Origin of the sequence: Chryseobacterium sp. 22543 (assembly GCF_052044565.1) — a bacterium.
Lineage (GTDB): Bacteria > Bacteroidota > Bacteroidia > Flavobacteriales > Weeksellaceae > Chryseobacterium.
The window spans coordinates 367,510-394,231 of record NZ_JBQENH010000001.1 but is presented as its reverse complement, the minus strand read 5'-3'; the positions used below and the strand labels follow the sequence as shown (position 1 = coordinate 394,231).

Below are 26,722 nucleotides of genomic sequence, written 5' to 3'. Positions count from 1 at the left end.
TTATGAATTTTTTAAAAGCAGAATGGCGGAAGCTGGCCATCATCAATTACGAAATAGATCCTGAAATCTTATTGCCTTATTTACCTAAAGGTACAGAACTCGATTTTTACAGAGGCAGATATTATGTAAGCTTAGTAGGATTCATGTTTTTAAATACAAAACTGCTGGGATTACCCATTCCTTTTCACCGGAATTTTGAGGAAGTGAACCTAAGATTTTATGTAAAGAAAAAAGAAAAAGGAGTCTGGAAAAGAGGTGTGGTATTTATCAAAGAAATTGTTCCCAAACCTGCATTGAGCTTTGTCGCCAATACTTTGTACAAAGAAAATTATTACACAATGCCAATGAAAAACCAGATTCATGAAAGTGGGGACGAACTGCTGATCCGGTATTCATGGAAAGATAAAAGCTGGCATTCTATTGAAATTATGGCTGATCGTACGGCAAAACTTATGGAAGAAAACTCAGAGTTTGAATTTATCACAGAACATTATTTTGGCTTTACAAAAAAGGAAAATACAACCACCGAATATGAAGTATGCCATCCAAAATGGGATTGTTACACCGTAAAAGAGCATCATGTGGATATTGACTTTCAAAAGATCTACGGAAATAATTTTGAATGTTTGAATCATCAGAAACCTCTTTCCGTAATGTTGGCCGAAGGCTCACAAATTCAAGTCAAAACCAAAAAATGTATCAGCTAAAAAATAATGAGATTAAAGTATCTATGAAAATCTGATAAAAAATTAATAAGACAATAATCTTTACGATAATAACTATGACTGGACTGTTTCCCGATTTAGGATATATAATACTACTTGCATTGTTAGCATCGACTCTATTGCCTATTCTGTTATTGATTGTCATGAATATAATCCTTCGTCGTTATCAAATTAAGACTGTATGCAGTGCTATTTTAAATTTTTCTTTTGTCATTCTGTTTTTTTTATTTCAGAGAAGTATCAATACTAGTAGGTCAAGATATCTGATTACTGTTTTACAAATTGAAAATCTGGTTATAGCAGGATTGCTGATTTTTTTAATTTGGAAAGGCTTCAGAATATGGAAGAATTAAATCAAAGATATTCATTCAAATCTTCAAAATTTTAAAACAATGAAAATAATCATAGCCGGAGGCACCGGATTTCTTGGTGAAAATCTGGAGAAATACTTTACGGAAAAAGGAAACCAAGTCTATATCCTGACCCGTAATCCTCAACGTAAAAACGAAATTTACTGGGATGCCAGAACATTGGGTGAATGGAAAAACACTTTGGAAAAAGCAGATGTTCTGATCAATCTTACAGGAAAATCTGTAGACTGTCGTTATCATGAGAAAAATAAACAGGAAATCTATTCTTCAAGAATTGATAGTACAAGAATATTGCAAAGAGCAGTAGATCAATGTTCTGAAATACCAAAAGTGTGGCTGAATGCTAGTTCTGCTACCATTTACGTTCATTCTGAAAAACATCTCAATACAGAAGAAAACGGAATTATAGGAGATGATTTTTCAATGAATATCTGCAAAAGCTGGGAGAAAGAATTCTTTGCAGTCAAAAATGAAGGAATACGAAAAGCTGCCCTCCGCACATCAATTGTTTTGGGGAATAATGGTGGAGCTTTCCCAAAACTGAAAATGGTTACAAAATTGGGCTTGGGAGGAAAACAGGGACGTGGAAATCAGATGGTAAGCTGGATTCATATTGATGATTTTTGTAAAGCGGTAGACTGGATTATTCAGCATGAGAATATGTCAGGAACGATCAATATAACCGCTCCTGCACCGGTTTCCAATGAAAATATGATGAAAAAATTGAGAAAAAAACTGAATGTTCCTTTTGGACTCAATACTCCTGTCTGGCAGCTGGAAATTGCATCTGTATTCCTGAATACAGAAACCGAATTACTCTTAAAAAGCCGTAATGTGTACCCAGAAAGATTGATAAAAAATGGATTTCAGTTTTCATTTTCCGGATTTGACGAAGCTATTCTTAATCTCTTGGAATCCTAATGTTTGCGGATCTCCCAAAGGATAATTAAATTAGCGGAAAACTATTCCATATGTTGGTTATACCCAAATTAAAACCTTTTTTCCTTTCATCTTTTTTAATAAGTTCAGTAGTATTTTCACAGGCTCATAATGTGTCTGACGGATATCAGAAACCCACAGACCCTCTTGTTGTTCAGAATCTGGACCAGTGGCAGGATATGAAATTCGGACTGTTTATGCATTGGGGAACCTACAGCCAGTGGGGAATTGTTGAAAGCTGGAGCTTATGCCCTGAAGACGAATCTTGGACGCAGAGAAAACCTGAGCATGGGAAATCTTATGACGAATATGTAAAGAATTATGAAAACCTTCAGACAACTTTTAATCCCACTCAGTTTAATCCTCAAAAATGGGCTGATGCAGTAAAAAAAGCTGGAATGAAATATGTGGTTTTTACCACGAAGCATCATGATGGTTTTGCGATGTTTGGCACCCAGCATTCAGATTATAAAATCACTTCTCCTAAAACTCCTTTTTCAAAAAATCCAAAATCAGATGTGACGAAAGAAATCTTCAATACCTTCAGAAAAGAGGGATTCAAAATTGGAGCATACTTTTCAAAACCTGACTGGCATTCCGATGATTACTGGTGGCCTTACTTTCCGCCGAAAGACAGAAATGTAAATTATGACCCTAAAAAATATCCGGAAAGATGGGAGAGTTTTAAAAAATTCACCTTCAATCAGCTGAACGAAATCACATCCGATTATGGTAAAATTGATATACTCTGGCTGGATGGAGGCTGGGTACGTCCTTTTCATACCATTGATCCGAAAGTTGAATGGCAGCGCACCATCAAAGTAGAGCAGGATATTGATATGGATAAAATAGGAACAATGGCCAGGAAAAATCAGCCGGGAATTATTATTGTAGACCGTACCCTTCCCGGAAAATGGGAAAATTATGTTACACCAGAGCAGGCGGTTCCGGAACATGCTCTTCCCATCCCTTGGGAAAGCTGTATCACCATGGGAGATTCCTTTTCCTATGTTCCCAATGACAACTATAAAACCTCCCAAAAGATTATTGAAACCTTGGTGAAAATCATTTCCAGAGGAGGAAATTACCTGATGAATATCGCTCCCGGACCTAATGGTGATTATGACCCCATAGTGTATGAAAGATTACAGCAGATTTCCGGCTGGATGAACAAAAATCAGTCTGCTGTTTTTGCTACAAGAAGCATTGCTCCCTATCACGAAGGAGATTATTATTATACCCAAAGCAAAGACCATCATACGGTAAATGTTTTCCATCTTGATGAAAAATCAGAATATAAGGCTCCATCAACATTAAGTTTTACAATTCCTGATAATTTTAAACCAAAATCTTTGAAAGTTTTAGGATTGTCAAACAAAATTCAATGGAAAAAATTAGGAAATTCAATTGAAATTAATTTACCTAAAGAAAGAAATAAGTTAGAATATTCAACTGTAATTCAAATAACGCAATAGTTGAATTAGTGACTTATTTTTATATTAAAGTGACATAGGAAATCGAAGCATTAAGAAAATATAGTCTGTGAACGTTAAGAAAATTCTAGTGTTTGAGTGCGAGACAACTGTTGAACAGGAAAACTAACATTAAATTCACACGAGTTTTAGAATTTTTAGAGAGCAGATTCTATTTTTAGCGGAGAGTTCCAAGTCTTGAACTTTTGGTTCTTTTGCTTCAAGGTAAAAGAACAAATTTTAAACTAAATTATTCTTGAGATGTGTTTTAAACTTCGATTTAAAATTATAGGAATTTTCTTGTTGAGTTCAGTATTTCTCTCTGCTCAAAAACCCTTATATAAAGACCCAAAACAATCCATTGAAACCAGAGTTCAGGATCTGCTGAAGAGAATGACCCCTGAAGAAAAATTCTGGCAGTGTTTTATGATTCCCGGAGATTTGGATAACGTCCCAAAGGGACAATATTCTCATGGGATTTTTGGATTGCAGGTAAGTGCTGGAAACCAGGGAGGCGGCGCTGCAGGGCAGTTGTTGAAATATAACGCCAATGAAGATGCCGAAAGATTGGTGAAAAAAATCAATGCTATTCAGAAGTATTTTGTAGAAGAATCAAGATTAGGAATCCCGATTATTCCCTTTGACGAAGCATTACACGGATTGGTAAGAGAAGGAGCTACCGCTTTTCCTCAGGCCATCGGTTTGGCAGCCACTTTCAACCCGGAGTTGATGAACAAGGTTTCAACAGCGATTGCAAAAGAATCCAAATTGAGAGGAATCCGTCAGATTCTGACCCCTGTAGTAAATCTGGCAGGTGACGTGAGATGGGGCAGAACAGAGGAAACTTACGGTGAAGATCCCTTTCTGACCTCAGTAATGGGAGTTAGTTTTGTCAGTTCATTTGAAAATATGGGAATCATTACTACTCCGAAGCATTTTCTTGCCAACGTAGGAGAAGGTGGAAGAGATTCATATCCGATTCATTGGAGCAAAAGATACCTTGAGGAAACACATTTAATACCTTTTCACAATGCTTTTACAAAAGGAAAAAGCCGTTCAGTAATGACCTCTTATAATCTTCTTGATGGAAGACCTTCAACCGCTAATCATTGGCTGTTAACAGAAAAGTTAAAAAAAGACTGGAATTTCAAGGGCTTCGTCATCAGTGATGCAAGTGCGGTAGGAGGCGCAAATGTCTTGCATTTTACAGCAAAAGATTATGATGATGCTTCCGCACAGGCCATCAATGCAGGGCTGGATGTGATTTTTCAGACAGAATATAAACATTATGAGCTTTTTATTCCTCCGTTTTTGGATGGAAGAATCTCAAAAGAAAGAATTGATGATGCTGTTGCAAGAGTATTGAGAGCTAAATTTGAGCTTGGATTATTCGAAAACCCTTATGTTTCAGTCAAAGAAATTGAAGAATTAAAAAAACTGAATCATAAACCGCTGGCAGAAAAAACGGCTGCAGAGTCTTTCGTTTTGCTCCAGAATAATAATCAGACCCTTCCTGTTCCCGGAAATGTAAAAAGAATTCTGGTGGTAGGAACAGATGCTGTTGATGCCAGATTAGGCGGTTATTCAGGGCCTGGAAACAAAAAGATTAATATTGTTGACGGAATTAAAAATTATACCAGAGATAAAAATATTGAAGTCGTTTATTCAAAAGGGATTGATTGGAATGTAAAGGATTTTACTACAATTTCCAATGAATATTTATCCTCCGAAAACAAAAAAGGATTAAAAGGGACCTATTTCTCTAATGCCAATTTAAAAGGAAATCCGGCTTTTGAAAAACAGGATGAACAGCTCAATTTTAAATGGACTTTATACTCACCCGATCCTCAAAAACTTCAACCTGATCATTACAGCATCCGCTGGACAGGAAAACTGGAAGCACCGGATTCAGGAAAGTATCAGTTAGGATTGCGCGGAAATGACGGCTTCAGATTATACCTTGATGGAATATTAATCATTGACCAATGGGAAAAACTAAGCTATTCCACCAAAATGGTTGATCTAGATTTCGTAAAAGGTGAAAAATATGACATTACCATTGAGTTTCATGAAAATCGGGGAGAAGCAAACCTTGAGCTGATCTGGAACTATGGACTTCATAAGTACCGGAAAGAGTATGAAGAAGCTTTAGATCTTGCTCAGAATGCAGACTATATCATTGTTACTGCCGGCATTCATGAAGGCGAATTTCAGGACCGTTCTTCACTGAGTTTACCCGGAAATCAGGAATCATTTATTCATGAAGTTTCAAAATTGAAAAAACCGCTAACAGTAGTTTTAGTAGGTGGATCTGCTATAAAAACAACTGTCTGGAAAGATAAAGTAGGTGCTATTTTAGATGTTTGGTATCCGGGAGAAGAAGGAGGAAATGCTGTGGCAAAAACTCTTTTTGGTGCAGAAAATCCATCAGGGAAACTGCCCATCACTTTTCCGGTTGAAGAAGGTCAGCTGCCTCTGACGTATAATCACCATCCAACGGGAAGAGGAAATGATTATTATGACCTGAGTGGTGAGCCATTGTATCCGTTTGGTTTTGGTTTAAGTTATACCACCTTTGAAATCTCCGGTTTACAGCTGAACAAAACCCAATATTCAGAAAATGAAACTATTATTGCTAAAGTCAATGTAAAAAATACAGGAGCAAAAGCAGGAAGCGAAGTTGTTCAGCTCTATGTAAAAGATTTATTGGCAACTGTTTCCAGACCGGTGATTGAGCTTAAAGGATTTCAGAAAGTAGAATTGAAGCCCGGAGAATCAAAATCTATCACCATTGAAGTTCCCATAAAGCAATTACAGTTCCTGAATGAAAAAATGGAATGGGTTGTAGAAAAAGGAACTTACAGAATTATGGTTGGCAATTCATCCAAGAACCTGCCATTAAAACAAAATATTGAAGTTTTGTAGATTAAATTAAAAAACAAAAAGAGCAGAAATTCCTGCTCTTTTTGTTTTTTTAATTTTTTGAAGATATCTAGTATTTTCGGGCTAGTAGAACGTTCAGTAAGAATGTTCCTGTCCAGTTACTGTTATTAGATCCGTTATTTCCAATGAAATCTATACGGGCTACAGATACAGTAAGTCTTGTTCTTCCGGCAGTACCGTTATTGGCAAGGCTTACAAAAGATGCTGTAAATACATCCGGGAAACTTGAATTATTTCCTGCTGTAAGGATTGGATACATATTGGTAACGTTGAACGGAGTACCCTGATATTCATAAACCAAGGTCATTCTGCTGGCATTGGAATAGAGTGACGTGTGAGCATTATCTACTGATGTTTTGCTAATGATCCACCATCTGTCATTGGCTGTTCCTGTATCATAACCAGGATTACCATGGTTAGTCCAGTCGGCAACAGGTGCTGTTCCAAGTCTATGAGGAGGAATGAGAACTTGCGTTCCATAGATTTCCACATTGCTCGGTTTAGGAAGAACTGTAAAAGACAAATCCCATGTTCCGCCAGTTGTATTGCTGTTGTTCACAACTTCAGCATAGGCACCGATTGGAATCACAAAAGAAGCAACAGGAGTGTTGTCAATTCTTAGGGTATTACCGCTGGAAGCCTGAAGTGTGATATTATTCGGCGAAATGTTTTTGATCTTATAAATTCTCCCCGTAAAACTCGTTGTTCCGGTTCCGATGACAGGAAGGGTAAATGTGGCATCGGCTGTTCCATTATAAGTAATATAATGATCAGTAGTCAGAATATTATAAGCAGTGGCGGTGACTTCACTATAGCCAGCCCTCAAGGAACCATTTACAGCAAGTGTGCTGTTAGGAGTTGTAGTATTAATACCTACTTGTGCAGTTAAGGGAAGGGTTCCAAATAAAAGGATCAAAATGTATTTTTTCATGTGTTGGAAATTTGGTTTCGATCAAATATAGAAAAAAAATAACTAAAAATTAAATAAAACTTAATAAATTATATATTTTTAAATAAATCACTATTTAAGAATGTAATAACTGTTGAGAAATATTAAACCAGCCTACACGGGACTTCCAGATCTTCGGTAAGATAATAGCTGCAGCAAAGGCGGTGGTAACCATCTGCAATAATCAGTTCATTTTCACCTCTTACCAAAAGTATGGGCGAAAGTTTTTTATTTTTTTCTACTTTTTTCAGGTTTTCTTTTACATGAATATTGGTTTCAGGAAGAAGGGCAAGCTTGCTGGCTCTTAAAATATCTTTCGATTTTTTTGTAATGGTAGGGGCTGCCTTTAATTTTTCAACCATTTTTCTGGCTTTATCCGGTTCAAAAAGCAGTTCCAGATAATCCTGTGCTGCAGGAAAATCGTGGACTTCAGGTTCTTTCATCCAGATACTGTCTTTGGTTAGATTGCCCTTTTTTACAGACGTTTTCATAGGTGCTTATTAAAAAATAAATGTATGAAAAATAGGCCGTTATTAACAGCCATTATTTCAAATGAGCCAATAATTTTGCAGTGTGGGTTTTACTTTCCAAAAAAATATTGGTATGATATATGCAAGATTTATAACGAACCGGAATGAATTTAATGAAAATTATAAAATTTATTGAAGTCATTCAAAAATATGAACATCATGAAAAAGTTTTTAATTTCAACACTATTATTATTAGGTTTATCAATGAATGTTTCTGCCCAGAAACGTCCACCAGCTCCTCCACATCCATCAAAAACGGAATTGGTTAATATTAAAATGCAAGAGCTCACCAAAAAATATAATACTGAGAAAAAGCTCATTCTTAATCATCCGCTTGCTACCAAACAGATGAAAAGGGATCAGATGAAAGCCTTAAATCAAAGATATGCGACTGAAAAACGATTACTTAGACAGGCTAAATAATACAGAATTTTTGCGGTTATTAAAATAAAAAAAGCCGTTTTTTATATTTTAAATTTTGAGAAGTTTTCAATATAAAATAAAATTTATTGAAAGAGGATGCGTTTGTATCCTCTTTATTTGTTTAAAATTGAATGAAAATAGCTTTATTGATGCATTTTAAGATCGGTTTACAGAAACATCAAACATCCAATATTTTTCCTTAAATTCGCATAAAAATTTTTAAAGTAATGAATTACGATATTATTGTCATTGGAAGTGGTCCTGGTGGATATGTTACTGCGATCAGAGCAGCGCAATTAGGTTTCAAAACCGCAATTATCGAGAAAGAAAATTTAGGAGGAATCTGCCTTAACTGGGGATGTATTCCAACTAAAGCTTTATTGAAATCTGCTCAGGTTTTTCATTATATCAACCATGCTGAAGATTATGGTTTGAATAAAGTGGAGGCTAGCTTTGAATTCCCGAATGTAATTCAGAGAAGCCGTGGTGTTGCCAGCAAAATGAGCAAAGGAATCGAATTCTTGATGAAAAAGAATAAGATTGACGTAATTCTTGGTACTGCAAAAGTACAGAAAGGTAAAAAAGTTTCTGTGACAGATAAAGAGGGTAAAGTAACTGAATATTCAGCTAACCACATTATCATCGCTACAGGAGCTCGTTCAAGAGAATTACCAAACTTACCACAGGATGGTAAAAAAGTAATCGGATACAGACAGGCGTTATCTCTTCCTGAGCAGCCGAAATCTATGATTGTTGTAGGTTCCGGAGCTATCGGGGTAGAATTTGCTGACTTCTATAACACAATGGGAACTAAAGTAACTGTTGTTGAATTTATGCCAAACATCGTTCCAGTAGAAGATGAAGAAATCTCTAAACACTTAGAGAAATCTCTGAAAAAGACAGGAATCGAGATTATGACAAACGCTTCTGTAGAAAGTGTTGATACAAGTGGTGAAGGAGTAAAAGCTACTGTTAAAACAGCTAACGGAAACATTACTCTGGAAGCTGATATCTTATTATCTGCTGTAGGTATTGCTGCTAATATCGAGAATATCGGATTAGAAGAAATAGGTATCCAGACAGATAAAGGAAGAGTATTGGTAAACGAATGGTACGAAACTTCAGTACCAGGTTACTATGCAATCGGAGATATTATCCCAACTCAGGCTTTGGCTCACGTTGCTTCTGCAGAAGGAATCACTTGTGTTGAGAAAATCAAAGGTATGCACGTTGAAAAAATCGACTATGGCAATATTCCTGGATGTACTTACTGTCACCCTGAAGTAGCTTCTGTAGGTCTTACTGAAAAGCAGGCTAAAGAAAAAGGATACGAAATCAAAGTTGGTAAATTCCCTCTTTCTGCAAGTGGTAAAGCTACTGCAAACGGAAACACAGACGGGTTTATCAAAGTAATCTTCGATGCTAAATATGGTGAATGGTTAGGATGCCACATGATTGGTGAAGGAGTAACGGATATGGTGGCTGAAGCTGTGGTAGCTAGAAAACTGGAAACTACAGGTCACGAGATCATCAAGTCTATTCACCCGCACCCAACAGTTTCTGAAGCAATTATGGAAGCTGCTGCTGCTGCTTACGGTGAAGTGATTCACATTTAATCTGAAATATACAGAAATCAATATATAAAAGCCCGGAGATATCCGGGCTTTTTCGTTGAAATACATTAATAAAACCATTGATTTTATTAAAATAATTTTAAAATCAGCATATTTATAAAAATTAACTCGATTATTTCAGGCTGTTTCCTTACATTTATTCTATGAATTTTGACAGAGTAGGACTTGTTTTATCAGGCGGCGGTACCAAAGGAATCGCTCATGCAGGAGTATTAAAATTCTTACAGGAAAAAGGAATTGAAGTAGATATCCTTTCCTGCTGTAGTGCAGGATCTATTGTAGGATGTCTTCATGCTATCGGAAAAACGCCGGAAGAAATTCTGGAATTTTTCAATTCTGTATATTTTTTCAACTGGAAACATTTTACATTCAATCAGCCGGGGTTTGTTTCTTCAGTGATTTTCCGGAACTATCTGAAGCCTATTTTTCATGAAATGAAATTGGGTGATCTCGATATTGAAGTAAAAATTGTGGCCACAGAGCTGGTTTCCGGAACCCAGAAGATTTTTGACAAAGATTTTGAGATTGTGGATGCTATCATTGCCTCGTGTTCCATTCCCGGAATAACAACCCCTTACATTATTGGAGAGGAAATGTACTGTGATGGAGGTGTACTGAACAACTTTCCGGCAGATATCATCAGAGATGACTGTGATAAGCTCATCGGAGTATTTGTTTCTCCACCCAACGAAGCTAAAATCAAAGACCTGAACTCCATTAAAGCAATCGTTTCCCGTTCCTATGATTTACTTTCCTATAGAATTGAAAAAATAAAATTTGATTACTGTGACTGGTTCATTTCCTCTCAAAAACTAGCGGCTTACGGTACTTTTGAACGTGGAAAAGACAGGCTGGAACAGATTTTCAATATCGGTTATAAAGCAGCTAAAGAAAGCTATGAAACCAGTGGTTATTTTGAAGAATTAAAACAGTCGGGAACATAAAAAATCCCGCATCAACGCAGGATTTTAGTTTATACAAAAGGAAGGCGAATTTTGAGTTCTTAAAGTAAAGTTATAGACAGACTGTAACAACCTCCAGTTTCTCTCCTCCAGCTTCCAGCTTTTATCTCATTCTAATTTTTGACTACATATCCGTCCTGACGTACAATTTCATTATCATTGGCATCGTTGACAACCAGTGTGTAAGGCGCTTTTTTAGGAGAATCTGTAAGGTAATTTCTCCAGATCTGGTAGCTGTGCCCCTCATTGCTGAAAGTGATATAATAATTCCCTCCAGTACCGTCAGGAATCATTTCACCATCGCTGATGATCATGCTTGGTTTTGCTGTGATCTTTGCATTGGCATTCCATGACTGATAAAGGTATTTGCCGTTTGGCTGTTTGTCGATTCTGATCTTGAACTTTTTGGTTTTAATAATAACTGTTTTGGGTACCTGTTGAAGAGCAGAAGAAGCTACAGAAATATCTGTTTTCGGATTCGGAACCTCTTTGGCATAAACAAAAGAAAATTGAGCCAAGCAGAAAGTTCCTAGTAAAATGTGCTTTATCATATTGAGTGGTTATTGGTTAACATTTCAGAGTCTATCAAATATAGCGCCATATTTTAATTAAAAAGAAGAATATAGAGTGTCGGAAAGAGATTTCGGAGACCGCTAAATATTTATTTTTAGAAATAATTGTATTGATTATCAATTTGTTGTATTTTTGTTTGTGAAATATTGTCAGTTTTTGAAACAACTGAATACTTTTCTTCTGTACATTTGTACCATCAAAGGATCTCGTTCCTTTATTATCAAAATGAAACTAATTAATTTTAAGTTTTTTCTATTAAAAGTATCAGAAATCATCTTCACGATTTTTAATACATCTCCTCCTGTAATTTCTTAATTTTTTCGAAAGAATTATCACATAATTCGTACTCTGTTTTTTCATATTCTGAAGAATCAGAGCACAACCCCTGTTTTCAATTATAATCAAAAATAAAAAACAAAACTATGGAATTAGCTTTTCATGGCTGGATGGTTCCGGCCGTAATTGCACTTTTGTGCGTACTTTTTTATAAATTCATTTTAAGAATTTTCTTTGGATTAATCATTGTTCCTCAGGACAAAATAGGTTTGGTAACCAAGAAATTTGTGTTGGTTGGCAAGCAGGAACTTCCGGAAGGAAGAATTATTGCAACCGGTGGAGAAGCGGGTTTTCAGGCTCAGACATTAGCTCCGGGCGTATATTTCAGAAAATGGATATGGCAATATACTATCGATTTTCAATCTTTTACAGTGATTCCGACCGGAAAAATAGGATTATTGCTGGCAAAAGATGGGGTAGAACTAGAAACCGGAAGAATCTTAGGTAGAAAAGTTGATTGTGATTCTTTTCAGGATGCTGAAGCTTTTTTGAAAAACGGAGGAAGAAAAGGCCGTCAGACCGCGATTATTGCACCAGGATCCTATAGAATCAACACGTTATTATTTGAAATAGAATTAACGGATATGACTCAGATTCCTGATAATGCAGTGGGGGTTATCACAACCATGGAAGGAGACCCTTTAGCAGAAGGTCAGATTGCGGGTAAAATTATCAATGGACATAATAAATTTCAGGATGTAGATACTTTTTTAAATAGCGGAGGATTTAAAGGTCTTCAGGAGCAGGTAATTCTGGCGGGTTCTTATTTCCTGAATCCCTGGTTTACAAAAGTTGAAATGGTGAAAATGACGGAAATTCCAATTGGCCATGTGGGAGTTATTATCAGCTATGTAGGAGAAGAAGGACAAGATTTGAGCGGGATTGATTTTAAACATGGAAACATTGTTGAGAAAAGCCGTAAAGGAGTTTGGGCAGAACCCATTGGTCCCGGAAAATATCCCATCAATCCTTATATTATGAAGGTTGAACTTGTTCCTACCACCAATTTGGTACTGAACTGGGCTTATGAAAGAAGCGAATCTCACCAGCTGGATAAAAACCTCTCAACGATTACGGTACGAAGTAAAGACGGTTTCCCTTTCAATCTTGATGTTTCGCAAATCATCCATATTCCGACGTATGAAGCTCCAAAAGTAATTGCACGCTTTGGAAATATGATCAATCTTGTAAGCCAGGTTTTAGAGCCAACTATTGGGAATTATTTTAGAAATTCAGCGCAGGATAGTGATGTGATTGCATTTCTGGGAACGCGAAAAGAAAGACAGCAGTCGGCAAAAGACCACATCAGCAGTGTTTTGGAACAATATAATGTAAATGCAGTAGATACTTTGATAGGAGCGATTGTTCCTCCGGAAAGTTTAATGAAAACCTTAACGGATAGAAAATTGGCGGAAGAACAGAAAATTACTTACGAAACTGAAATGCTGGCTCAGGAAACGCGTCAGGCTCTGGAAAAAGAAACGGCTGTTGCTGATATGCAGAAAGAAATTGTAAAAGCGGATCAGGGTGTTGTGATTGCGGAAAGAATAGCTGATGCATCAGTGAAAAAAGCAACCGGAGATGCCAATTCCGTAAGATTGCAGGCGAATGCAGAAGGAGACAGATTGAAGCTGTTGGCCACAGGTGAAGCAGAAAAAACAAGACTTCTCGCAAAAGCTGAAGCAGAAAAGATAGAGTTGCTGGCAAAAGCAAATGCGGAACAAATTTCATTAACAGGTAATGCAGAAGCAGAAAAAATTCTGGCCATTGGTAAATCTAATGCAGAATCCTATAAGTTATCTGTAGAAGCAATGGGCGGAAATAACTTTACCCAATTGAAAATCATGGAAAATATTGCCAGCCAGAATGTAAGAATAATGCCTGAAGTATTAATCGGAGGAAACGGAGATTCAGCGAATGGCGGAATTAGCGGACTTTTAGGACTTCAGCTTTTGGAACAGGTACAAAAGAAAAATGCTGAAACGGCTGCTGTAATTGAGGAGAAACCGGATAACAATTCTTGATTTTAACTTGAAGAATAATTTAAAAAAAATCGCCCGGAAATTTTTCCGGGCGATTTTGTATTTCTTTATACTGTATAACTTGCAAACGCCTCTTCCAGGCTTTCAAATTTACCTTTGAACTCATCAATAGGGCAGTCCTGAAGAATATTTCCTTTATGAATAAGAATAACTCTTGAACAAAGTGCTTCCACTTCCTGCATGATGTGAGTAGAAAGTAAAACGGTTTTCTGCTGGCCGATTTGTTTTACCACATTACGGATTTCAATGATTTGATTGGGATCCAGACCATTGGTAGGTTCATCAAGAATCAGTAAATCCGGCTGATGAATAATAGCCTGAGCCAATCCTACACGTTGTTTGTAACCTTTAGAAAGCTGTCCGATTTTTTTAGATTTTTCTGGTGTGATTCCTACCAGTTCTATCACCTCATCTACTCTGGACTCTGATATTTTGTGGATATTGGCTACAAACTGAAGATATTCTTTTACGTACATTTCCAGATAAAGCGGATTGTTTTCAGGAAGAAAGCCTATTTTCTTTTTGCTTTCAATCTCATGGTTTGAGATATTCATCCCATTGAAAATGATTTCACCCTGGTCAATTTTCAGTGCTCCGACAATAGATTTCATCAGGGTAGATTTTCCGGCACCGTTTGGGCCAAGAAGACCGATGATCTCATTTTTATCAATAGAAATGTTGATATTGTCAAGGGCAGTCTGCTCACCAAATTTTTTGGTTAAATTGATTATCTGAAGCGGCATAAGTTTTAATGTCTTTCTGCAAAAATAAAATAAAAAAACTCATCCGATAGAATGAGTTTCGCAATATTTATAAAATATAATTATTTTTTTGATTTTTTCTTGGTTCCACCTGTTGCCGGAGCAGCAGTAGAGGCACTATTACCAGCTCCTTTGGTTACAGAACCGGGGCTGTCATACATGGCATACTTTCCATTGGTTCTGCCGAAAATTTTCTCCACTTGTTTTTGGGTCAAAAACTGTGATTTTCCTATATATTTCCGGTTCTTATTGATCACCTGGATAAACTGTACAGTTGGCTGGCCATAGTTTTTTTCATAATGAAGCTCAATGATATCATTAGGCAGTTCCAGGATAATATTCTCACCAGGTGCAGAGATAAACCCATCCATAATAAGTTTAAATAATCCGGTAACATCACCATTAATATTCTGAAATGAAAAAGATCGGATTGTATTCAGGTTGGCGGTGTTCAGATCCTGGTAGTTGACTGTAAATTTATCTTCCTTTTTATAGAGACCAACAGAATTATCTTTACCAATTTCCACCAAACTTTCATTCTTCAACACTTTAATCTGTGAGAAAACTGAAATACCGAACATACAAGTAATAAGTAGAATTATTTTTCTCATAAAATGAATTTTAATGTTTTACAACTTGGTGTACATAAATTTACTAATAAAAAAGCTAAAAAACAATTTTATTTGTTTAAGCAAAAGTAATATTTTTTTTTAATATCATGATGAGATAATCCGCGGATGCTATGGATTTCATTGTTTATGTAAGTGTTTGTTAATTAATTGTTTGGTTGTTTTTTGTGAGCGCAGAGTCAATTTGCTTTAAGACTGACTGATCATTATTTATAGGATGTAATGCATTGAAAAACAGATTGGAAATCACTCAAATAAGGCTGAGCTAATGACTAATTTAAAATTAATGTTAAAAAAATGTCATTATAGATTAAATTCTACAAGAGAAGCAGAAAACATGACCGTGGAATTTTCGGAAACAATTTTATAACAATTTATTTCTTGAAACAGAAGATATCAAGGTATCAAACTCCTGTTTATAACTTCTTCCTACGGGAATCTTATGGTTGTTGACAATAATTTCATTATTACTGAATGCCGTCACAACAGTAGAATTAATGATAAAAGATCTGTGAATTCTTACAAAACCTTTACCAGATAGCGTTTGTTCCAGATCTGTAATCTTACTTTTCGAAATAAACCTTTCATTGGTAACGAGTACTACCTTGATGTCATTTCCCTGGCTTTCAAAATAAACGATCTCCGAAAGCATAAGTTTCCGGTGCATTCCTTCAGTTTTGACGAGGATATAATCTTTTGTATGGTCGGCTGTAGTTCTCAGGATACGTTCTACAGATTTGAAAAACCGTTCAAAAGTAATGGGTTTCAGGAGATAATCTACCGCTTCCAGTTCAAAACCTTCAATGGCAAAATCCCGGTAAGCTGTAGTGAAAATAGTATTGGGCTTCTGAGACAGTGACTTCAGAAAATCAATTCCATTGAGGTGAGGCATCTGAATATCCAGAAACATAAGGTCTACAGTCTGATTTTGCAGTGTTTTATAAGCCTGCATTGCATTTTGAGCTTTTCCCACCAACTTTAAATCGTCGATTTTAGAAATATGGTTTTCCAGTAATGACATAGCCAGAGGTTCGTCATCTACAATAATACAGTTAATCATGATGTGAAGGAGTACTTATTTCAACTTTAAAAATATTGTTTTCCTGTGAGATACTGAAGGTAAAATTTTTCTGATAATGATGGAGCAGCTGTCTTTGTATGTTTTGCAGCCCGATTCCTTTTTCATTGGCTGTCTGGTGGTCTGAGAAAGTGTTTTCAATTTTAAAAACAGAATGAAGATCATTTGTTTCCACTTCAATCTTTATTTCTGTGGTTTCGGAACTTTTTCCGGCTCCATGTTTAAAGGCATTTTCTACCAAAGTAAGATAGAGCAGGGGCGGAATGGTATTTGGGGAGTTTAACCTGGTGTGTTTCTGGATTTTTAACCTTTCATTATGATACCGCAGGCTTTCCAGCGCAATATAATGTTCAATAATAGCCAGTTCATCAGAAACGGTTACCCATTTTTTCTGTCCTTTGTGTAAAATATAGTCCAGTATGTCAGAAAGCTGGCTGATTGATTGTGAAGTCTTGTCAGAATTACTGATCGACAGCGAATAAATATTATTCAGGGTATTAAAGAGGAAATGGGGATTGAGCTGGGATTTGAGAGACTGTAATTCCAGTTCTGTTTTTTCCTTTTGCAGTTTGATTGTTCGTTCCTTTTCATCCTTATACCTTATAAAAAACATGATTGAAATAAAGATAAATGCCCCGCTGATAATAGTAAATGTATAATGGAGCAAGAGGTAAGGAATATCTGTGAAAATACTGAAAACACTGTCTTTCACTTCCCGGGTAAAAAGAGGCTCTGCAATATAAACAAGGAAAAACCTGTTGATGACAGAAATAAGATAAAGACTGAGAATAAGATACAGTGAAAATGTAATATACTTTTTCCGGTCAAAAAAATGGCGGACCAGCACAAAATAAATAAAATTGGCTCCTGCAATCTGGAAAATCCAGTGACAAAAGTTATAAATCATTATTTCTTTAAAAGCTCCACTTTCATATTCTCCATACATTCTTGCCGTTCCGAATAAAAATAAAGCAATCCAGAAGAACAGCTGGAAGTATAGAGTTTGTCTGATCTGAGTTCCTGATGGAGTTTTCATCATCTTCAAAAATATAAAAACTTAAGTTACGCCAGAGAAATGTCATGCAGAATACTTTAAAATAATGTCAGATAACATCATTTATGGTACAAACTTCCTGTTTTGTTGTCGGTACTGAATAGGCCGTTGTTCGGATTCTATGAAAGAAAGGAGTTGGAAATTGGTCAATATTTGCATAAAAAAATAATGACGGAACGTTCTGAAAGGCTTTACGGGTTGGATCACCTCAGGGCTGCTGCTATTTTACTCGTGTTACTATATCATTATCGGGCATTTAAGCATCCCGGCTGGATCGACAGCATTGGAAGATTTGGCTGGACAGGAGTGGATCTTTTCTTTGTTTTAAGCGGGTTTCTGATCTCAGGCCAGTTGTTCAAAGAAATAGAAGATAAGGGAAATATCAGTCTGAAAGCATTTTATATAAAACGCTTTTTCAGAATTATTCCGGCTTACTTTTTTACTCTTTTTCTCTATTTTATATTTCCTTTTTTCAGAGAAAGGGAAGCTTTATCCCCTTTATGGAAGTTTGTCACTTTTACTCAAAATTATGGACTGGATGTCATCAGCTTTGGAACATTTTCTCATGCATGGTCACTCTGTATTGAAGAACAGTTTTACCTTATTCTTCCTTTGTTTCTTTTGATTGTTATGCCAACAAAACTGTACAGATATATAGCCGTTCTGATGATGGCTGTCATTGGATTTTCTATTATAGCAAGGCTGATGGCATGGAATGAATTTATTGTGGTGGCAGATACTTCTTCCACAGATTTCTGGAAATTATGGTATATGAAAATATATTATCCTACCCACACACGGTTAGATGGCCTGGGAATGGGTGTCATGATCGGTTATCTCATGCAGTATTCTTCAATATTCAAAAGAATAGTTGCCGGCAATGGAAATAAGCTTTTCTTTCTTGGAATAGTATTGCTGGGAATTTCATTTTGGATATGTAATGAACAGGCTTCCAAAACGGCTTCTGTATTTGGGTTTACACTGGTGGCGGTAAGCTATGGAATTATTCTGATGGCTGCCATTTCACAATCGTCTTTCCTGTATCGTTCAAAGTCATATATTACCGCTCAGCTGGCAGCTCTGTCATATACTGTTTACCTTTCACATAAAGGAATTATTCATATGGTGCAGGGACTTTTTGACTATTTTAAATTTGAAACCTCAGATAATATTACTCTTTTGATTTGTCTGTTTGCTTGTATTTTGGGTGGCTTGTTTTACCGTTTGGTTATTGAAAAACCTTTCTCTGTCCTTAAATCCAAAGTTTTAAAAAAATCTGTATAGCCTTCTAAATCTGCGGGAGCATAAAAAATAAAAGAGTCAGTTTCGGAATAGAAACTGACTCGTAAATAGTTAGCATAAAAAATTATTGATTGGAAGTCATCGCTTTTAGAACCACATTTTTTATCGAAGCCTCTTTAAAGCTCCAGTATTCACTTTTTTCAGGCATCTGATTTTCTAAAATGACCAAAGTAGTATCTGTAGAAGGAAAATAGACATTAAGGCATGTAAAACCATCTCCGAGACCTGTCACTGCAAAATAATCAAGACCTGCTTCTTTGATAAATCTTACATTGTAACCAAACCCCATACTTTCTTTTCCAAAAACGTTGTGCTGGGAGCTTGTGGAAGGAGTCAGCATCTGCTTTTGAAACTCAGGAGAGAGAAGTTTTCCTTTAAATAATGCTGCATCCCATTTAGCAAGATCCTGCACCGTAGAAATGATACCAGCTGCAGGAGAAATATTATCATTCAGGAATGATTGTTTCACTTTTTCAAACTGATTGTCTTCGTTCATATAGCCGGGAACAAGAGACTGATTGTTCCTGGTGTTGAATACCAGTGTTTTATCCATTTTTAGCCTTTTGAAAAGAGAAGTGGCAAGTTCTGTGAAGCTTTTTCCAGTTGTGTTTTTAAGGATTTCCCCCAACATCATATAGGAGAGGTTACCGTATTTGAATTGGAAGCCGGCTTTGAACGTTGTCGGTTTATTTATATCTGTAATGCCATGAGTATGGTTCAAAAGATGATGTACAGTAACAGTATCTGCCCAGGTCTGGGTAAGAGCGGGAAGATATTTTTTAATAGGGGTGTGGAGGTTTAGTTTTCTTTGTTCTGCAGCCTGTAAAATTAAAACAGCAGTAACCTGCTTTGAATTGGACATGATTTCAAACTGGTCATCTGTTTTCACCGGGATTTTCTTTTCGAAATCTTTGTACCCATTGGATTTCAGGTATTGGATTTTTCCTTTCTGAGTAACCAAGACAACGCCGTTGAATGCAATTGGACTGGAAGCCGTTATAATGCTGTCTATTTTGTGTTTATAAATGTCTTTTTTCTGAGCTGTTGCGGTAACAGACAGTACTGCTGAAAACAGAGCTGTGAAGAATAATTGTGTTTGGGTCATTCCTTATTTTTTATGGTAATAGTCATAAGCTGCTTTCGAGATGTCTGCAATAATTGCTTCTGCATTTTCGAACTTTTCATAGGTATCATGAACAAAAACAGCGATGTATATCTTTTTGTTGTCTGAAAGTTCAATAATTCCGAAATCATTGATGGCACCTGTCATTCCTTCTTTATTGGTAAAAGATGTTCCAGTTCTGTGGGCTACTTTTACCTGCGGCGGAAGACTGCCCTTAAGCCTTTTTGGTCCGGCAGTGTTATTGAGCATAATGTTATAGAGCCACAGGCTATGTTCTTTATTCAGTATTTTTCCATTACTGAATGCTGTAAGGAGCCGGATAGCTTCGTTGGGTGTTATTTTATTTACAAACTGAGATTCCCAGTCTTTGTGCATATCCTCTTCATTGTTTTGAATGATACAATCTTTACTGTTGACCAGCTGCTGAACAGGCTCCGACCCGCCAACCAACCTCATCAGGATATCACTGATATTATTGTCACTGTAGGAAACGATCCATTTCAGAGCTTCTTCCAGGCTGATTTCTATATTACCCTCAGGATGTTCTTTTTTGAACGGACTCCAGGTATCTTCAAGAAGTTCTTCTTTTTTAATGAATAGTTTCTGCTGTAAAGAAAGTTCACCCTTTTCTACCTTTTTCAACACCGTTAAAGCAATAGGAAACTTTACTGTACTGAGCATGGGATACAATGTATTACCATTAATCTGTATTGTTTCTTTCTGATCAGGTCCAATGATTGAAACACCCACATCTGCCTTCTTATTGGAGATAATAGATTCAATGGTTTTCTTAAGATCAGGAGATTTCTTGTGCTGTGAAAAAATAAGGAGATTGAATAAGAGCGCAAATAGCGTGAAAATAATTCCTTTCTGCATTTGAATCTGGTTTTAAAGTTTTTTTGATTTCCAAATATATGTATTTCCACTCCTTCTTCTATTGTAAATATTTTAATAATTTAGTTCCATGAAAATAAAAACTATTAGCCTTTTTATCATTCTTTTCACGATTATTTCCTGTAAAAAAGACAAAGAATATCCGAAATATGTTGAGCTGCAATCCGGAGGCGGAGTATATTCATTGTATATAAAAAACGGAACTTTTGAATTTTTAAAAACAGAATATATAAGCTATGATCAGATTTCAACAGCTCCATTTTCAGAGGGAAAATATGAGATATCAGGTGATGAGCTTATTCTTAAAAGTGATAAAGGAAAAAAGTATACTTTCAAAATAGGAAATGAAACGGAACTGATTCCTGAAAAAATGGATTCTCTAAAAGATTTGAAAGGCCTGTTTCCGATCCAGATTCTTCACAATAACAAAATGCCGAAAGAAATGGGGCGATTGGATTCTTTAGGGAGGAAAAATGCTTTGTGGCTTTATTTCAATGAAAAGGGGAAGGTCATTAACCAGCGTTTGTATAAAAATGGAGAGCTTTTAAAAGACAATTATAAGTCTGATATTATTGTAAAATAGATAAATATTTGACGCAAAGTTTATTTTTTTATCCTTACTTTTTTTGAGGAAGCAAAGGTGGAATCAACTACATTGATTCTGTTGAAGCGGACGTACTGTCATAAAGCTTCATGCGGCTTTGTCGCTTGCTTTAATTATAATTTAAATAATAAAAACTTTGCGTTTGAAAAACATACAACTGAGTCATTATTAATAAAAAAGGCACCATTTACTTGTAAATGGCGCCTCGTCACTGAATATATTTGAATGTAAAATTGTTTTAGCTTATCTATTCATTCTGTTTGATTTGTGGGTTATTATTAATCTCTTTATTAGGAATCTGGAATCTGAATTTATCAGGAGTAAGGTTGAACCTTCCAAAAGTATGATTTGTCCCTGTGTATACTCTTTCTAAAGGGGTGTTTAATCGTTTCATATCAAACCACGCGTAGCCTTCACCCCAAAGTTCTATCCTTTTTTGAAGGACAATCTCATTGATCAGGGCATTACCAGATTTTGTAGAGAGTGTATACGCCTTATCTCTTTTCGAGGTAATCTCGAATAATACTTGTCTTGCTTCCGTTTCTCTTCCCTGTCTGGCAAGGGCCTCAGCTTGTACATAATATAATGAGGAAGCCCGGATGTAAATATAATCTCCTTCAAAAAGAGTAGGATCTTTAAATTTCCAGCTTACATAAGGTGGGTAGTTTTTTGTTTTTCCGTTAAAGGTATAAGCCGCAGCCTGACTGCCATTGAACACTTTTTTACGGTAATCCGTTTCCGGAATTGCTTCATAAAGCCGTTTGTCTATCAGTTTACGGATCTGAGCAGCACCGGCATATCCTTCGTTGGTATTATCAAACATTGAGAAGAATGAGGCATAATAATTTCCAATGCTCATGGTAGAAATCGTATTATGAAAACCCCATATTACCTCAGGATTATTGATATTGGAAAATCCGGTGGTGGTATAATCATCTTCTGTCATAAGGCCAACGCCCTGTTTGCTTTCCTCAGCATATTGAGCCGCTTTGATGTAATCTCCCGTTTCCAGAAATACTTCAGCTGCAATGGCCTTGGCGGTTCTTCTATCGATCTGGGCTCTGGACGGACGTGCATAAGTATCTAAGAGTGTAATAGATTCCTCAATATCATTTTTGATTTGTCCATACACCTCAGCAACAGTTGATCTGGGAAGTCCCTGGCTGGGATTGCTTGCGGTAAGCACCAATGGAAGTCCCGGTTCAGACTGATGACCGCCATAATCGTTGGCATAAAAACGGACTAAATAAAAATAAGAGTAGGCTCTTAAAGCTAATAACTGTCCTGCAATGGCTCTGTTCTTTGCACTCGCATTTTTATCTAAACCATCAAGAAGCTTATTGATCACAAATATTCTTGCATAAAAAGTAGTCCATACAATCTCAGAAGCGATGTTGCTGGCATTGGTAGCTTCGTAATTATAAAACATTCCCAAATGCTGGTTCGTAGACTGGATGATATCATTGGACATCAGGTCGGAACCTGCTTTAATTCCCATAATTCCAAAATCTGAGTGAACGGTAGTACCGCCGGCACCATTACTGCGAAGATCAAGATAGATTCCGCCAAGAATTTTTTCGGGACTGGAAGAGTCGTTATTCAGTTGTTCACCTGAAATATCACCTTCCGGTAAAGTGTTGAGATCATTGGCACAGCTGGTGATCATAAAACCTATGGTTACCGCTGCTAAAAAGTATTTTATTTTTTTCATTCCTGTTCTTTTAAAAATTAAGTTTAAAACCTAAAGAGACACTTGATAAAAGAGAATATCGGTAGGCGTCAGAAACTCCTGTTAATGAAGCTTTTGGGTCATATCCTTTTCTCTTAGACCACAAATACAGGTTGTTACCTGTCACATAGACTTTCAGACCTGATAAGCCTGCCTGTTGTGCGAAACCATCAGGAAGCTGATAGGAGAGCGTTACATCCTGAAGACTGATATAATCCGATTTAATCAGATAAAGCGTTGAATTTCCATTCTGATTGGTAGCATTAAGATCTACTCTTGGTAATTCAGCAGTTGGATTTTCAGGAGTCCATGTTTTATCCAGATCCGTTGAATAGTTAGATCCGTAGCTGTCCGAATGGAATAAGCTTCTGTAAATATCATCATATCCATATCCTCCGAACTGATAGGCAAAATTCACTGCCAGATTGAATCTTTTATAGCTGAAATCTGTTCCGAATCCACCATATACCTTTGGAATTGCTGATTTACCAGTGTTATAATCTGTAGCTTCCTTATAATTGTTGGTGACAGTTCTCTCTTCTTTCTGAGTGGCAGGATTGATGGATGTACGGTACCATAAAGCATCTCCGTTTTCAGGATTCACTCCGGCAAATTCTTTAAGGAAATACGTATAGCGGTCTCCACCTTCTGTCAGAATAAATAATCCGGAAACCAGACCTGTATTTCTCTGCTCAGCCGGTAATCTTGTAATCTTATTTTTATAATGAGTGGCATTGGCATAAGCGCTCCATTGGAACTCACCACCACGGAGAATATCCACACTTATATTAGCCTGAACACCTCTGTTGGTCATATCTCCTATATTTCCGTATTTCACATAAGAACCTGCATTGGATGGAGGAAGAGGAAGCGTGTAGATCATATCCGATACTTTTCTTTCAAAATAATCTGCATTCAGGGTGATTCTGTTTTTTAACAGTGACAGCTCAAAACCGGCATTCAGATTTTTGGAAGTTTCCCATTTTAAATCCTTATTTCCTTGTTTTTTAAGCGAAAGAACGGGTTTGTCATCACCGAAATTATTAATTCCGTAGATATCCTGGTAAGCATAATAATCTCTGTTGGAACCTCCTAAAAGAATGTTGTCATTTCCCTGCTGCCCATAAGAAGCTTTCAATTTTAAAGAATTAATTACGCTGTTGTCCTTAAGAAAATCTTCTTTTGCAATATTCCAGGCCAGGCCCAATCCATAGAAGTTTCCCCATCTGCTTTCCGGAGAAAAGACAGAAGAACCATCCCTACGGATATTGGCATTAAAGAAATATTTTCCATCATAATTATACAATAGCCTTGTGAAATACCCTTCTACAGCATATTCATAGCCATTTCCTGATAGCCCGGTAATTTTTACGGCATTATCGAAGGCTTGAGAATCAGGTAATAAAAGCTGTTGTTTTGAACCTGAAAAACCATCATCCTTTATTTTGTTTAATTCATGACCTACAAGAAGATTGAAACTGTGATTTCCCAGTTTTTTCTGATAAGTAAGCAATTGCTGATGGTTCAGAGTATATTTAAAATTTGAACTTTGCGAAATAGTACCTCCTACAGAAGATGAAGTTCCGCCTTCCGTATTTCCGAACTGAAGATTTCTTGTATTTTCAAGATAAGCTCCAAAGTTATAGGTGAAATCCAGTCCTTTGATGATTTCATAATTTAAACCAAGGTTAAGATTGGTGATATTACTTATGATCTGAGATTTATCTTTCTGGAGGTTGCCCACAGGGTTTTCAAAAACGGCGTAAGACCTTGTTGCCCCATTGGGTCCCTGTCCGTCTCCATAGTCATACAGAGCATTTCCGTTGCTGTCATACAATTGCTGATAATTGTTATCCCTGAGGAAAACAGGATAAAATGGTGCAATATTTCTGGCAAACTGGAAAGGGTTGGAAAAGCCTCCTGTTTCCCCAAAATCCTGCTTACTGTAGGTATAAGACAAAGCACTGGTCAACTTCAGTTTTGATGTGATGGAGTAATCTACATTCGATCTGATCCCGAATCTTTCAAAACCGGAAGATATTAAATACCCTTTGTCATCCAGATAATTAAGGGAAGTATAAGACTTTACCTGATCTCCATTGGCATTGATTCCTACCGTGGCTTCTCTTCTCAATGCAGGTCTGAAAAGCAGTTTCTTCCAGTTGTCCTGATACAATAGCTTCGCATCAGGATTGAAAGATCCATCCTTTGAAATCAATTGATTAAAAGGAACGCTATAAGCATTATACCCCAGTTTGGTAAGCGCTGCAAGTCCCACGTCATGCGGGCTTGGTCCGGAAGGAACTGCACCGGGCTGCTTCAGTCTTGCAATTTCACCAATTCTGGCTCTGTTATAATAAGCAGTATAATAATCCTGTGGAGAAGTATAAACGGAGTAATCCTCAATAGATCTGAAATTGACACCAGTTCTTACATCGGCTTCAATACTTACTCCTTTACTCTTCCCCCTTTTCGTATTCACAATAATCACTCCATTGGCCCCTCGGGATCCGTATAGAGCATTAGAAGAAGCATCTTCAAGAAAAGAAATACTTTCAATATCCGATGCGGCAATACTGTTCAGGTTTCCGCTGTAAGGAATACCATCCAGTACAATCAGTGGGTCGCTTGAAGCATTGATAGAACCTATTCCTCTCATTCTGATGGTTGGCTGAGAACCAGGCTGACCGGAAGAGATCACCTGTACACCTGCTACTTTTCCTCCAATTCCCTGAAGAATATTTCCATTCTGAAGATTAGACAGGTCTTTTGCCTTCAATGACTGTACAGATCCTGTGATCTCCTCTTTTTTCTGCTTCCCGAAGGCTACCACAACCACTTCCTTTATTGAAGTTTCTTTGGAAAGGCTGTCTTTAGTTTGGGCATAGCCATATTCCGCGAATAGGAGCAAAGCTAATACACCAAGTTTACATTGTTTCTTTTTCATTATATTAATCAAGGTTTAAATTGAACTGTGTATTACTGCTGATCTGTCTGTACTCAATAATAACTTTCCTCCTCCTTTTTCAGGGAGATATAAGAAATAGAATAATAAAATGTACAGGAGATGTACCCGGATTAAAGAAGCCTTGAACTTATGGCTTTCATTCCTACAGTAATGAATGTATCTCTTAAAAAGTTATGACATCATCATGTTGCACATCATATCAAAGCACATGTCTTGAGAAATACAGGTGTGCTGTGAAAAAGCAGACATTCTACAACACTTTTGCTGTGCCGGAGCTGCCACCATAATAGTGCATAGGTAAGAATCAAAGTAGTTCTTATTCATGAGAATAGAGTTTATTTTTTTTTAACTGTGTCAAAATTATTTAATAATTGATGAACCCCAGTAAAAAGAACGTATGAGATAAATCATATTAACCTACTAAATTAGTAGACTAATTGAAAATTATAGAATTTTTTTATTGTATGTGTCTGATAGCCATTAATTTAATTAATCATCTGAAATGTTAAAAAAATTATAAAAAAATAAGATTTGAAACTGTGAATTAACGTTAATATAATAAGTCTATTGTTTTTGTAGACTTTTTATTTATTTTATAACACAAGCTGCTGCCTGAACTGGGAATTGAGCAAGTGAAATTTTTGTAAGAGGTTTGGTTTTGGCTAAGAAGAGGATAGATCT

At 36.5% G+C, this 26,722-nt stretch carries 22 protein-coding genes; 10 read left to right on the top strand and 12 right to left on the bottom strand.

Annotation, left to right across the window (positions count from 1 at the left end):
• The first annotated feature begins 2 nt into the window (after positions 1–2).
• From ACTJIP_RS01650 to ACTJIP_RS01635, 4 genes are all read left to right on the top strand, one after another.
• The gene (locus tag ACTJIP_RS01650; protein ID WP_077418614.1) at positions 3–707 is read left to right on the top strand and encodes a YqjF family protein; all 705 of its coding nucleotides are present in this window, start codon (positions 3–5) and stop codon (positions 705–707) included.
• 410 nt (positions 708–1,117) lie between these two features.
• Positions 1,118–2,017 carry a TIGR01777 family oxidoreductase gene (locus tag ACTJIP_RS01645; protein WP_440704036.1) on the top strand — a complete coding sequence of 300 codons (900 nt, stop codon included), beginning with the start codon at positions 1,118–1,120 and terminating at the stop codon, positions 2,015–2,017.
• Between the two features lie 50 nt (positions 2,018–2,067).
• Positions 2,068–3,510 carry an alpha-L-fucosidase gene (locus ACTJIP_RS01640; RefSeq protein WP_440704035.1) on the top strand — a complete coding sequence of 481 codons (1,443 nt, stop codon included), beginning with the start codon at positions 2,068–2,070 and terminating at the stop codon, positions 3,508–3,510.
• A 297-nt stretch (positions 3,511–3,807) separates the two neighbouring features.
• Positions 3,808–6,432: a glycoside hydrolase family 3 N-terminal domain-containing protein gene (locus ACTJIP_RS01635; RefSeq protein ID WP_440704034.1), complete on the top strand. Its 2,625-nt coding sequence runs from the start codon at positions 3,808–3,810 to the stop codon at positions 6,430–6,432.
• A 67-nt stretch (positions 6,433–6,499) separates the two neighbouring features.
• Here the strand turns inward: ACTJIP_RS01635 and ACTJIP_RS01630 are convergent, their stop codons facing one another.
• Together ACTJIP_RS01630 and ACTJIP_RS01625 are read right to left on the bottom strand one after the other, a co-directional pair.
• Positions 6,500–7,381, bottom strand: a complete 882-nt coding sequence (locus ACTJIP_RS01630; RefSeq protein WP_440704033.1) for a hypothetical protein — start codon at positions 7,379–7,381, stop codon at positions 6,500–6,502.
• Between the two features lie 122 nt (positions 7,382–7,503).
• The gene (locus tag ACTJIP_RS01625; protein ID WP_077418619.1) at positions 7,504–7,890 is read right to left on the bottom strand and encodes a hypothetical protein; all 387 of its coding nucleotides are present in this window, start codon (positions 7,888–7,890) and stop codon (positions 7,504–7,506) included.
• A gap of 198 nt (positions 7,891–8,088) precedes the next feature.
• On the opposite strand from ACTJIP_RS01625, the gene ACTJIP_RS01620 reads away from it, so the two are divergent.
• The 3 genes from ACTJIP_RS01620 (at position 8,089) to ACTJIP_RS01610 (ending at position 10,930) form a co-directional block, all read left to right on the top strand.
• A complete protein-coding gene (locus ACTJIP_RS01620) occupies positions 8,089–8,352 on the top strand; it encodes a hypothetical protein (RefSeq protein WP_440704032.1) in 264 nt (87 codons plus the stop codon).
• A 227-nt stretch (positions 8,353–8,579) separates the two neighbouring features.
• On the top strand, positions 8,580–9,968 hold the full coding sequence (lpdA, locus tag ACTJIP_RS01615; protein ID WP_077418621.1) for a dihydrolipoyl dehydrogenase: 1,389 nt from the start codon (positions 8,580–8,582) through the stop codon (positions 9,966–9,968).
• A 161-nt stretch (positions 9,969–10,129) separates the two neighbouring features.
• A complete protein-coding gene (locus ACTJIP_RS01610) occupies positions 10,130–10,930 on the top strand; it encodes a patatin-like phospholipase family protein (protein ID WP_077418622.1) in 801 nt (266 codons plus the stop codon).
• A 131-nt stretch (positions 10,931–11,061) separates the two neighbouring features.
• Here the strand turns inward: ACTJIP_RS01610 and ACTJIP_RS01605 are convergent, their stop codons facing one another.
• On the bottom strand, positions 11,062–11,499 hold the full coding sequence (locus ACTJIP_RS01605) for a hypothetical protein (protein ID WP_077418623.1): 438 nt from the start codon (positions 11,497–11,499) through the stop codon (positions 11,062–11,064).
• 444 nt (positions 11,500–11,943) lie between these two features.
• On the opposite strand from ACTJIP_RS01605, the gene ACTJIP_RS01600 reads away from it, so the two are divergent.
• Positions 11,944–13,881, top strand: a complete 1,938-nt coding sequence (locus ACTJIP_RS01600) for an SPFH domain-containing protein (RefSeq protein ID WP_077418624.1) — start codon at positions 11,944–11,946, stop codon at positions 13,879–13,881.
• A 65-nt stretch (positions 13,882–13,946) separates the two neighbouring features.
• Here ACTJIP_RS01600 and ACTJIP_RS01595 read toward each other — a convergent pair whose 3' ends face one another.
• From ACTJIP_RS01595 to ACTJIP_RS01580, 4 genes are all read right to left on the bottom strand, one after another.
• Positions 13,947–14,642 (bottom strand): ABC transporter ATP-binding protein, encoded by a 696-nt coding sequence (locus ACTJIP_RS01595; RefSeq protein ID WP_180564136.1) that lies wholly within the window; start codon positions 14,640–14,642, stop codon positions 13,947–13,949.
• Positions 14,643–14,722: 80 nt separating this feature from the next.
• The gene (locus tag ACTJIP_RS01590; protein WP_077418626.1) at positions 14,723–15,271 is read right to left on the bottom strand and encodes a hypothetical protein; all 549 of its coding nucleotides are present in this window, start codon (positions 15,269–15,271) and stop codon (positions 14,723–14,725) included.
• Positions 15,272–15,653: 382 nt separating this feature from the next.
• Entirely contained in the window at positions 15,654–16,349 is a 696-nt protein-coding gene (locus tag ACTJIP_RS01585; protein ID WP_077418627.1) for a LytR/AlgR family response regulator transcription factor, read from the bottom strand.
• Positions 16,342–17,406: a sensor histidine kinase gene (locus ACTJIP_RS01580; protein WP_077418628.1), complete on the bottom strand. Its 1,065-nt coding sequence runs from the start codon at positions 17,404–17,406 to the stop codon at positions 16,342–16,344. The genes ACTJIP_RS01585 and ACTJIP_RS01580 overlap by 8 nt, the downstream gene beginning before the upstream one ends.
• Positions 17,407–17,589: 183 nt before the next feature.
• Between ACTJIP_RS01580 and ACTJIP_RS01575 the strand changes: the two genes are divergently transcribed.
• The gene (locus tag ACTJIP_RS01575; protein WP_180564134.1) at positions 17,590–18,705 is read left to right on the top strand and encodes an acyltransferase family protein; all 1,116 of its coding nucleotides are present in this window, start codon (positions 17,590–17,592) and stop codon (positions 18,703–18,705) included.
• Positions 18,706–18,787: 82 nt separating this feature from the next.
• Here ACTJIP_RS01575 and ACTJIP_RS01570 read toward each other — a convergent pair whose 3' ends face one another.
• Together ACTJIP_RS01570 and bla are read right to left on the bottom strand one after the other, a co-directional pair.
• The gene (locus ACTJIP_RS01570; protein ID WP_077418630.1) at positions 18,788–19,828 is read right to left on the bottom strand and encodes a serine hydrolase domain-containing protein; all 1,041 of its coding nucleotides are present in this window, start codon (positions 19,826–19,828) and stop codon (positions 18,788–18,790) included.
• Positions 19,829–19,831: 3 nt separating this feature from the next.
• Positions 19,832–20,722, bottom strand: coding sequence for a class A beta-lactamase (gene bla / locus ACTJIP_RS01565; RefSeq protein ID WP_440704031.1), 891 nt, complete (start codon positions 20,720–20,722; stop codon positions 19,832–19,834).
• Positions 20,723–20,810: 88 nt separating this feature from the next.
• Between bla and ACTJIP_RS01560 the strand changes: the two genes are divergently transcribed.
• Positions 20,811–21,323 (top strand): hypothetical protein, encoded by a 513-nt coding sequence (locus ACTJIP_RS01560; RefSeq protein ID WP_077418632.1) that lies wholly within the window; start codon positions 20,811–20,813, stop codon positions 21,321–21,323.
• Positions 21,324–21,591: 268 nt separating this feature from the next.
• Here ACTJIP_RS01560 and ACTJIP_RS01555 read toward each other — a convergent pair whose 3' ends face one another.
• The 3 genes from ACTJIP_RS01555 to ACTJIP_RS01545 all read right to left on the bottom strand — a co-directional run bounded on the left by ACTJIP_RS01555 (position 21,592) and on the right by ACTJIP_RS01545 (position 26,365).
• A complete protein-coding gene (locus ACTJIP_RS01555; protein ID WP_428168253.1) occupies positions 21,592–23,055 on the bottom strand; it encodes a RagB/SusD family nutrient uptake outer membrane protein in 1,464 nt (487 codons plus the stop codon).
• Positions 23,056–23,065: 10 nt separating this feature from the next.
• On the bottom strand, positions 23,066–26,020 hold the full coding sequence (locus tag ACTJIP_RS01550) for a SusC/RagA family TonB-linked outer membrane protein (RefSeq protein ID WP_440704030.1): 2,955 nt from the start codon (positions 26,018–26,020) through the stop codon (positions 23,066–23,068).
• A 192-nt stretch (positions 26,021–26,212) separates the two neighbouring features.
• Complete coding sequence (locus ACTJIP_RS01545) at positions 26,213–26,365, bottom strand: hypothetical protein (protein WP_175627275.1); 153 nt, start codon at positions 26,363–26,365, stop codon at positions 26,213–26,215.
• Positions 26,366–26,722: the final 357 nt, after the last annotated feature.

What these genes read in the sequence shown, in the direction of transcription:
- ACTJIP_RS01545 (WP_175627275.1), bottom strand. Translation starts at nt 26,365, where the DNA reads ATGAATAAGAACTACTTTGATTCTTACCTATGCACTATTATGGTGGCA.
- ACTJIP_RS01650 (WP_077418614.1), top strand. Translation starts at nt 3, where the DNA reads ATGAATTTTTTAAAAGCAGAATGGCGGAAGCTGGCCATCATCAATTAC.
- lpdA (WP_077418621.1), top strand. Translation starts at nt 8,580, where the DNA reads ATGAATTACGATATTATTGTCATTGGAAGTGGTCCTGGTGGATATGTT.
- ACTJIP_RS01560 (WP_077418632.1), top strand. Translation starts at nt 20,811, where the DNA reads ATGAAAATAAAAACTATTAGCCTTTTTATCATTCTTTTCACGATTATT.
- ACTJIP_RS01640 (WP_440704035.1), top strand. Translation starts at nt 2,068, where the DNA reads ATGTTGGTTATACCCAAATTAAAACCTTTTTTCCTTTCATCTTTTTTA.
- ACTJIP_RS01580 (WP_077418628.1), bottom strand. Translation starts at nt 17,406, where the DNA reads ATGATGAAAACTCCATCAGGAACTCAGATCAGACAAACTCTATACTTC.
- ACTJIP_RS01575 (WP_180564134.1), top strand. Translation starts at nt 17,590, where the DNA reads ATGACGGAACGTTCTGAAAGGCTTTACGGGTTGGATCACCTCAGGGCT.
- ACTJIP_RS01570 (WP_077418630.1), bottom strand. Translation starts at nt 19,828, where the DNA reads ATGACCCAAACACAATTATTCTTCACAGCTCTGTTTTCAGCAGTACTG.
- bla (WP_440704031.1), bottom strand. Translation starts at nt 20,722, where the DNA reads ATGCAGAAAGGAATTATTTTCACGCTATTTGCGCTCTTATTCAATCTC.
- ACTJIP_RS01585 (WP_077418627.1), bottom strand. Translation starts at nt 16,349, where the DNA reads ATGATTAACTGTATTATTGTAGATGACGAACCTCTGGCTATGTCATTA.
- ACTJIP_RS01645 (WP_440704036.1), top strand. Translation starts at nt 1,118, where the DNA reads ATGAAAATAATCATAGCCGGAGGCACCGGATTTCTTGGTGAAAATCTG.
- ACTJIP_RS01630 (WP_440704033.1), bottom strand. Translation starts at nt 7,381, where the DNA reads ATGAAAAAATACATTTTGATCCTTTTATTTGGAACCCTTCCCTTAACT.
- ACTJIP_RS01550 (WP_440704030.1), bottom strand. Translation starts at nt 26,020, where the DNA reads ATGAAAAAGAAACAATGTAAACTTGGTGTATTAGCTTTGCTCCTATTC.
- ACTJIP_RS01610 (WP_077418622.1), top strand. Translation starts at nt 10,130, where the DNA reads ATGAATTTTGACAGAGTAGGACTTGTTTTATCAGGCGGCGGTACCAAA.
- ACTJIP_RS01620 (WP_440704032.1), top strand. Translation starts at nt 8,089, where the DNA reads ATGAAAAAGTTTTTAATTTCAACACTATTATTATTAGGTTTATCAATG.
- ACTJIP_RS01605 (WP_077418623.1), bottom strand. Translation starts at nt 11,499, where the DNA reads ATGATAAAGCACATTTTACTAGGAACTTTCTGCTTGGCTCAATTTTCT.
- ACTJIP_RS01625 (WP_077418619.1), bottom strand. Translation starts at nt 7,890, where the DNA reads ATGAAAACGTCTGTAAAAAAGGGCAATCTAACCAAAGACAGTATCTGG.
- ACTJIP_RS01600 (WP_077418624.1), top strand. Translation starts at nt 11,944, where the DNA reads ATGGAATTAGCTTTTCATGGCTGGATGGTTCCGGCCGTAATTGCACTT.
- ACTJIP_RS01595 (WP_180564136.1), bottom strand. Translation starts at nt 14,642, where the DNA reads ATGCCGCTTCAGATAATCAATTTAACCAAAAAATTTGGTGAGCAGACT.
- ACTJIP_RS01590 (WP_077418626.1), bottom strand. Translation starts at nt 15,271, where the DNA reads ATGAGAAAAATAATTCTACTTATTACTTGTATGTTCGGTATTTCAGTT.
- ACTJIP_RS01555 (WP_428168253.1), bottom strand. Translation starts at nt 23,055, where the DNA reads ATGAAAAAAATAAAATACTTTTTAGCAGCGGTAACCATAGGTTTTATG.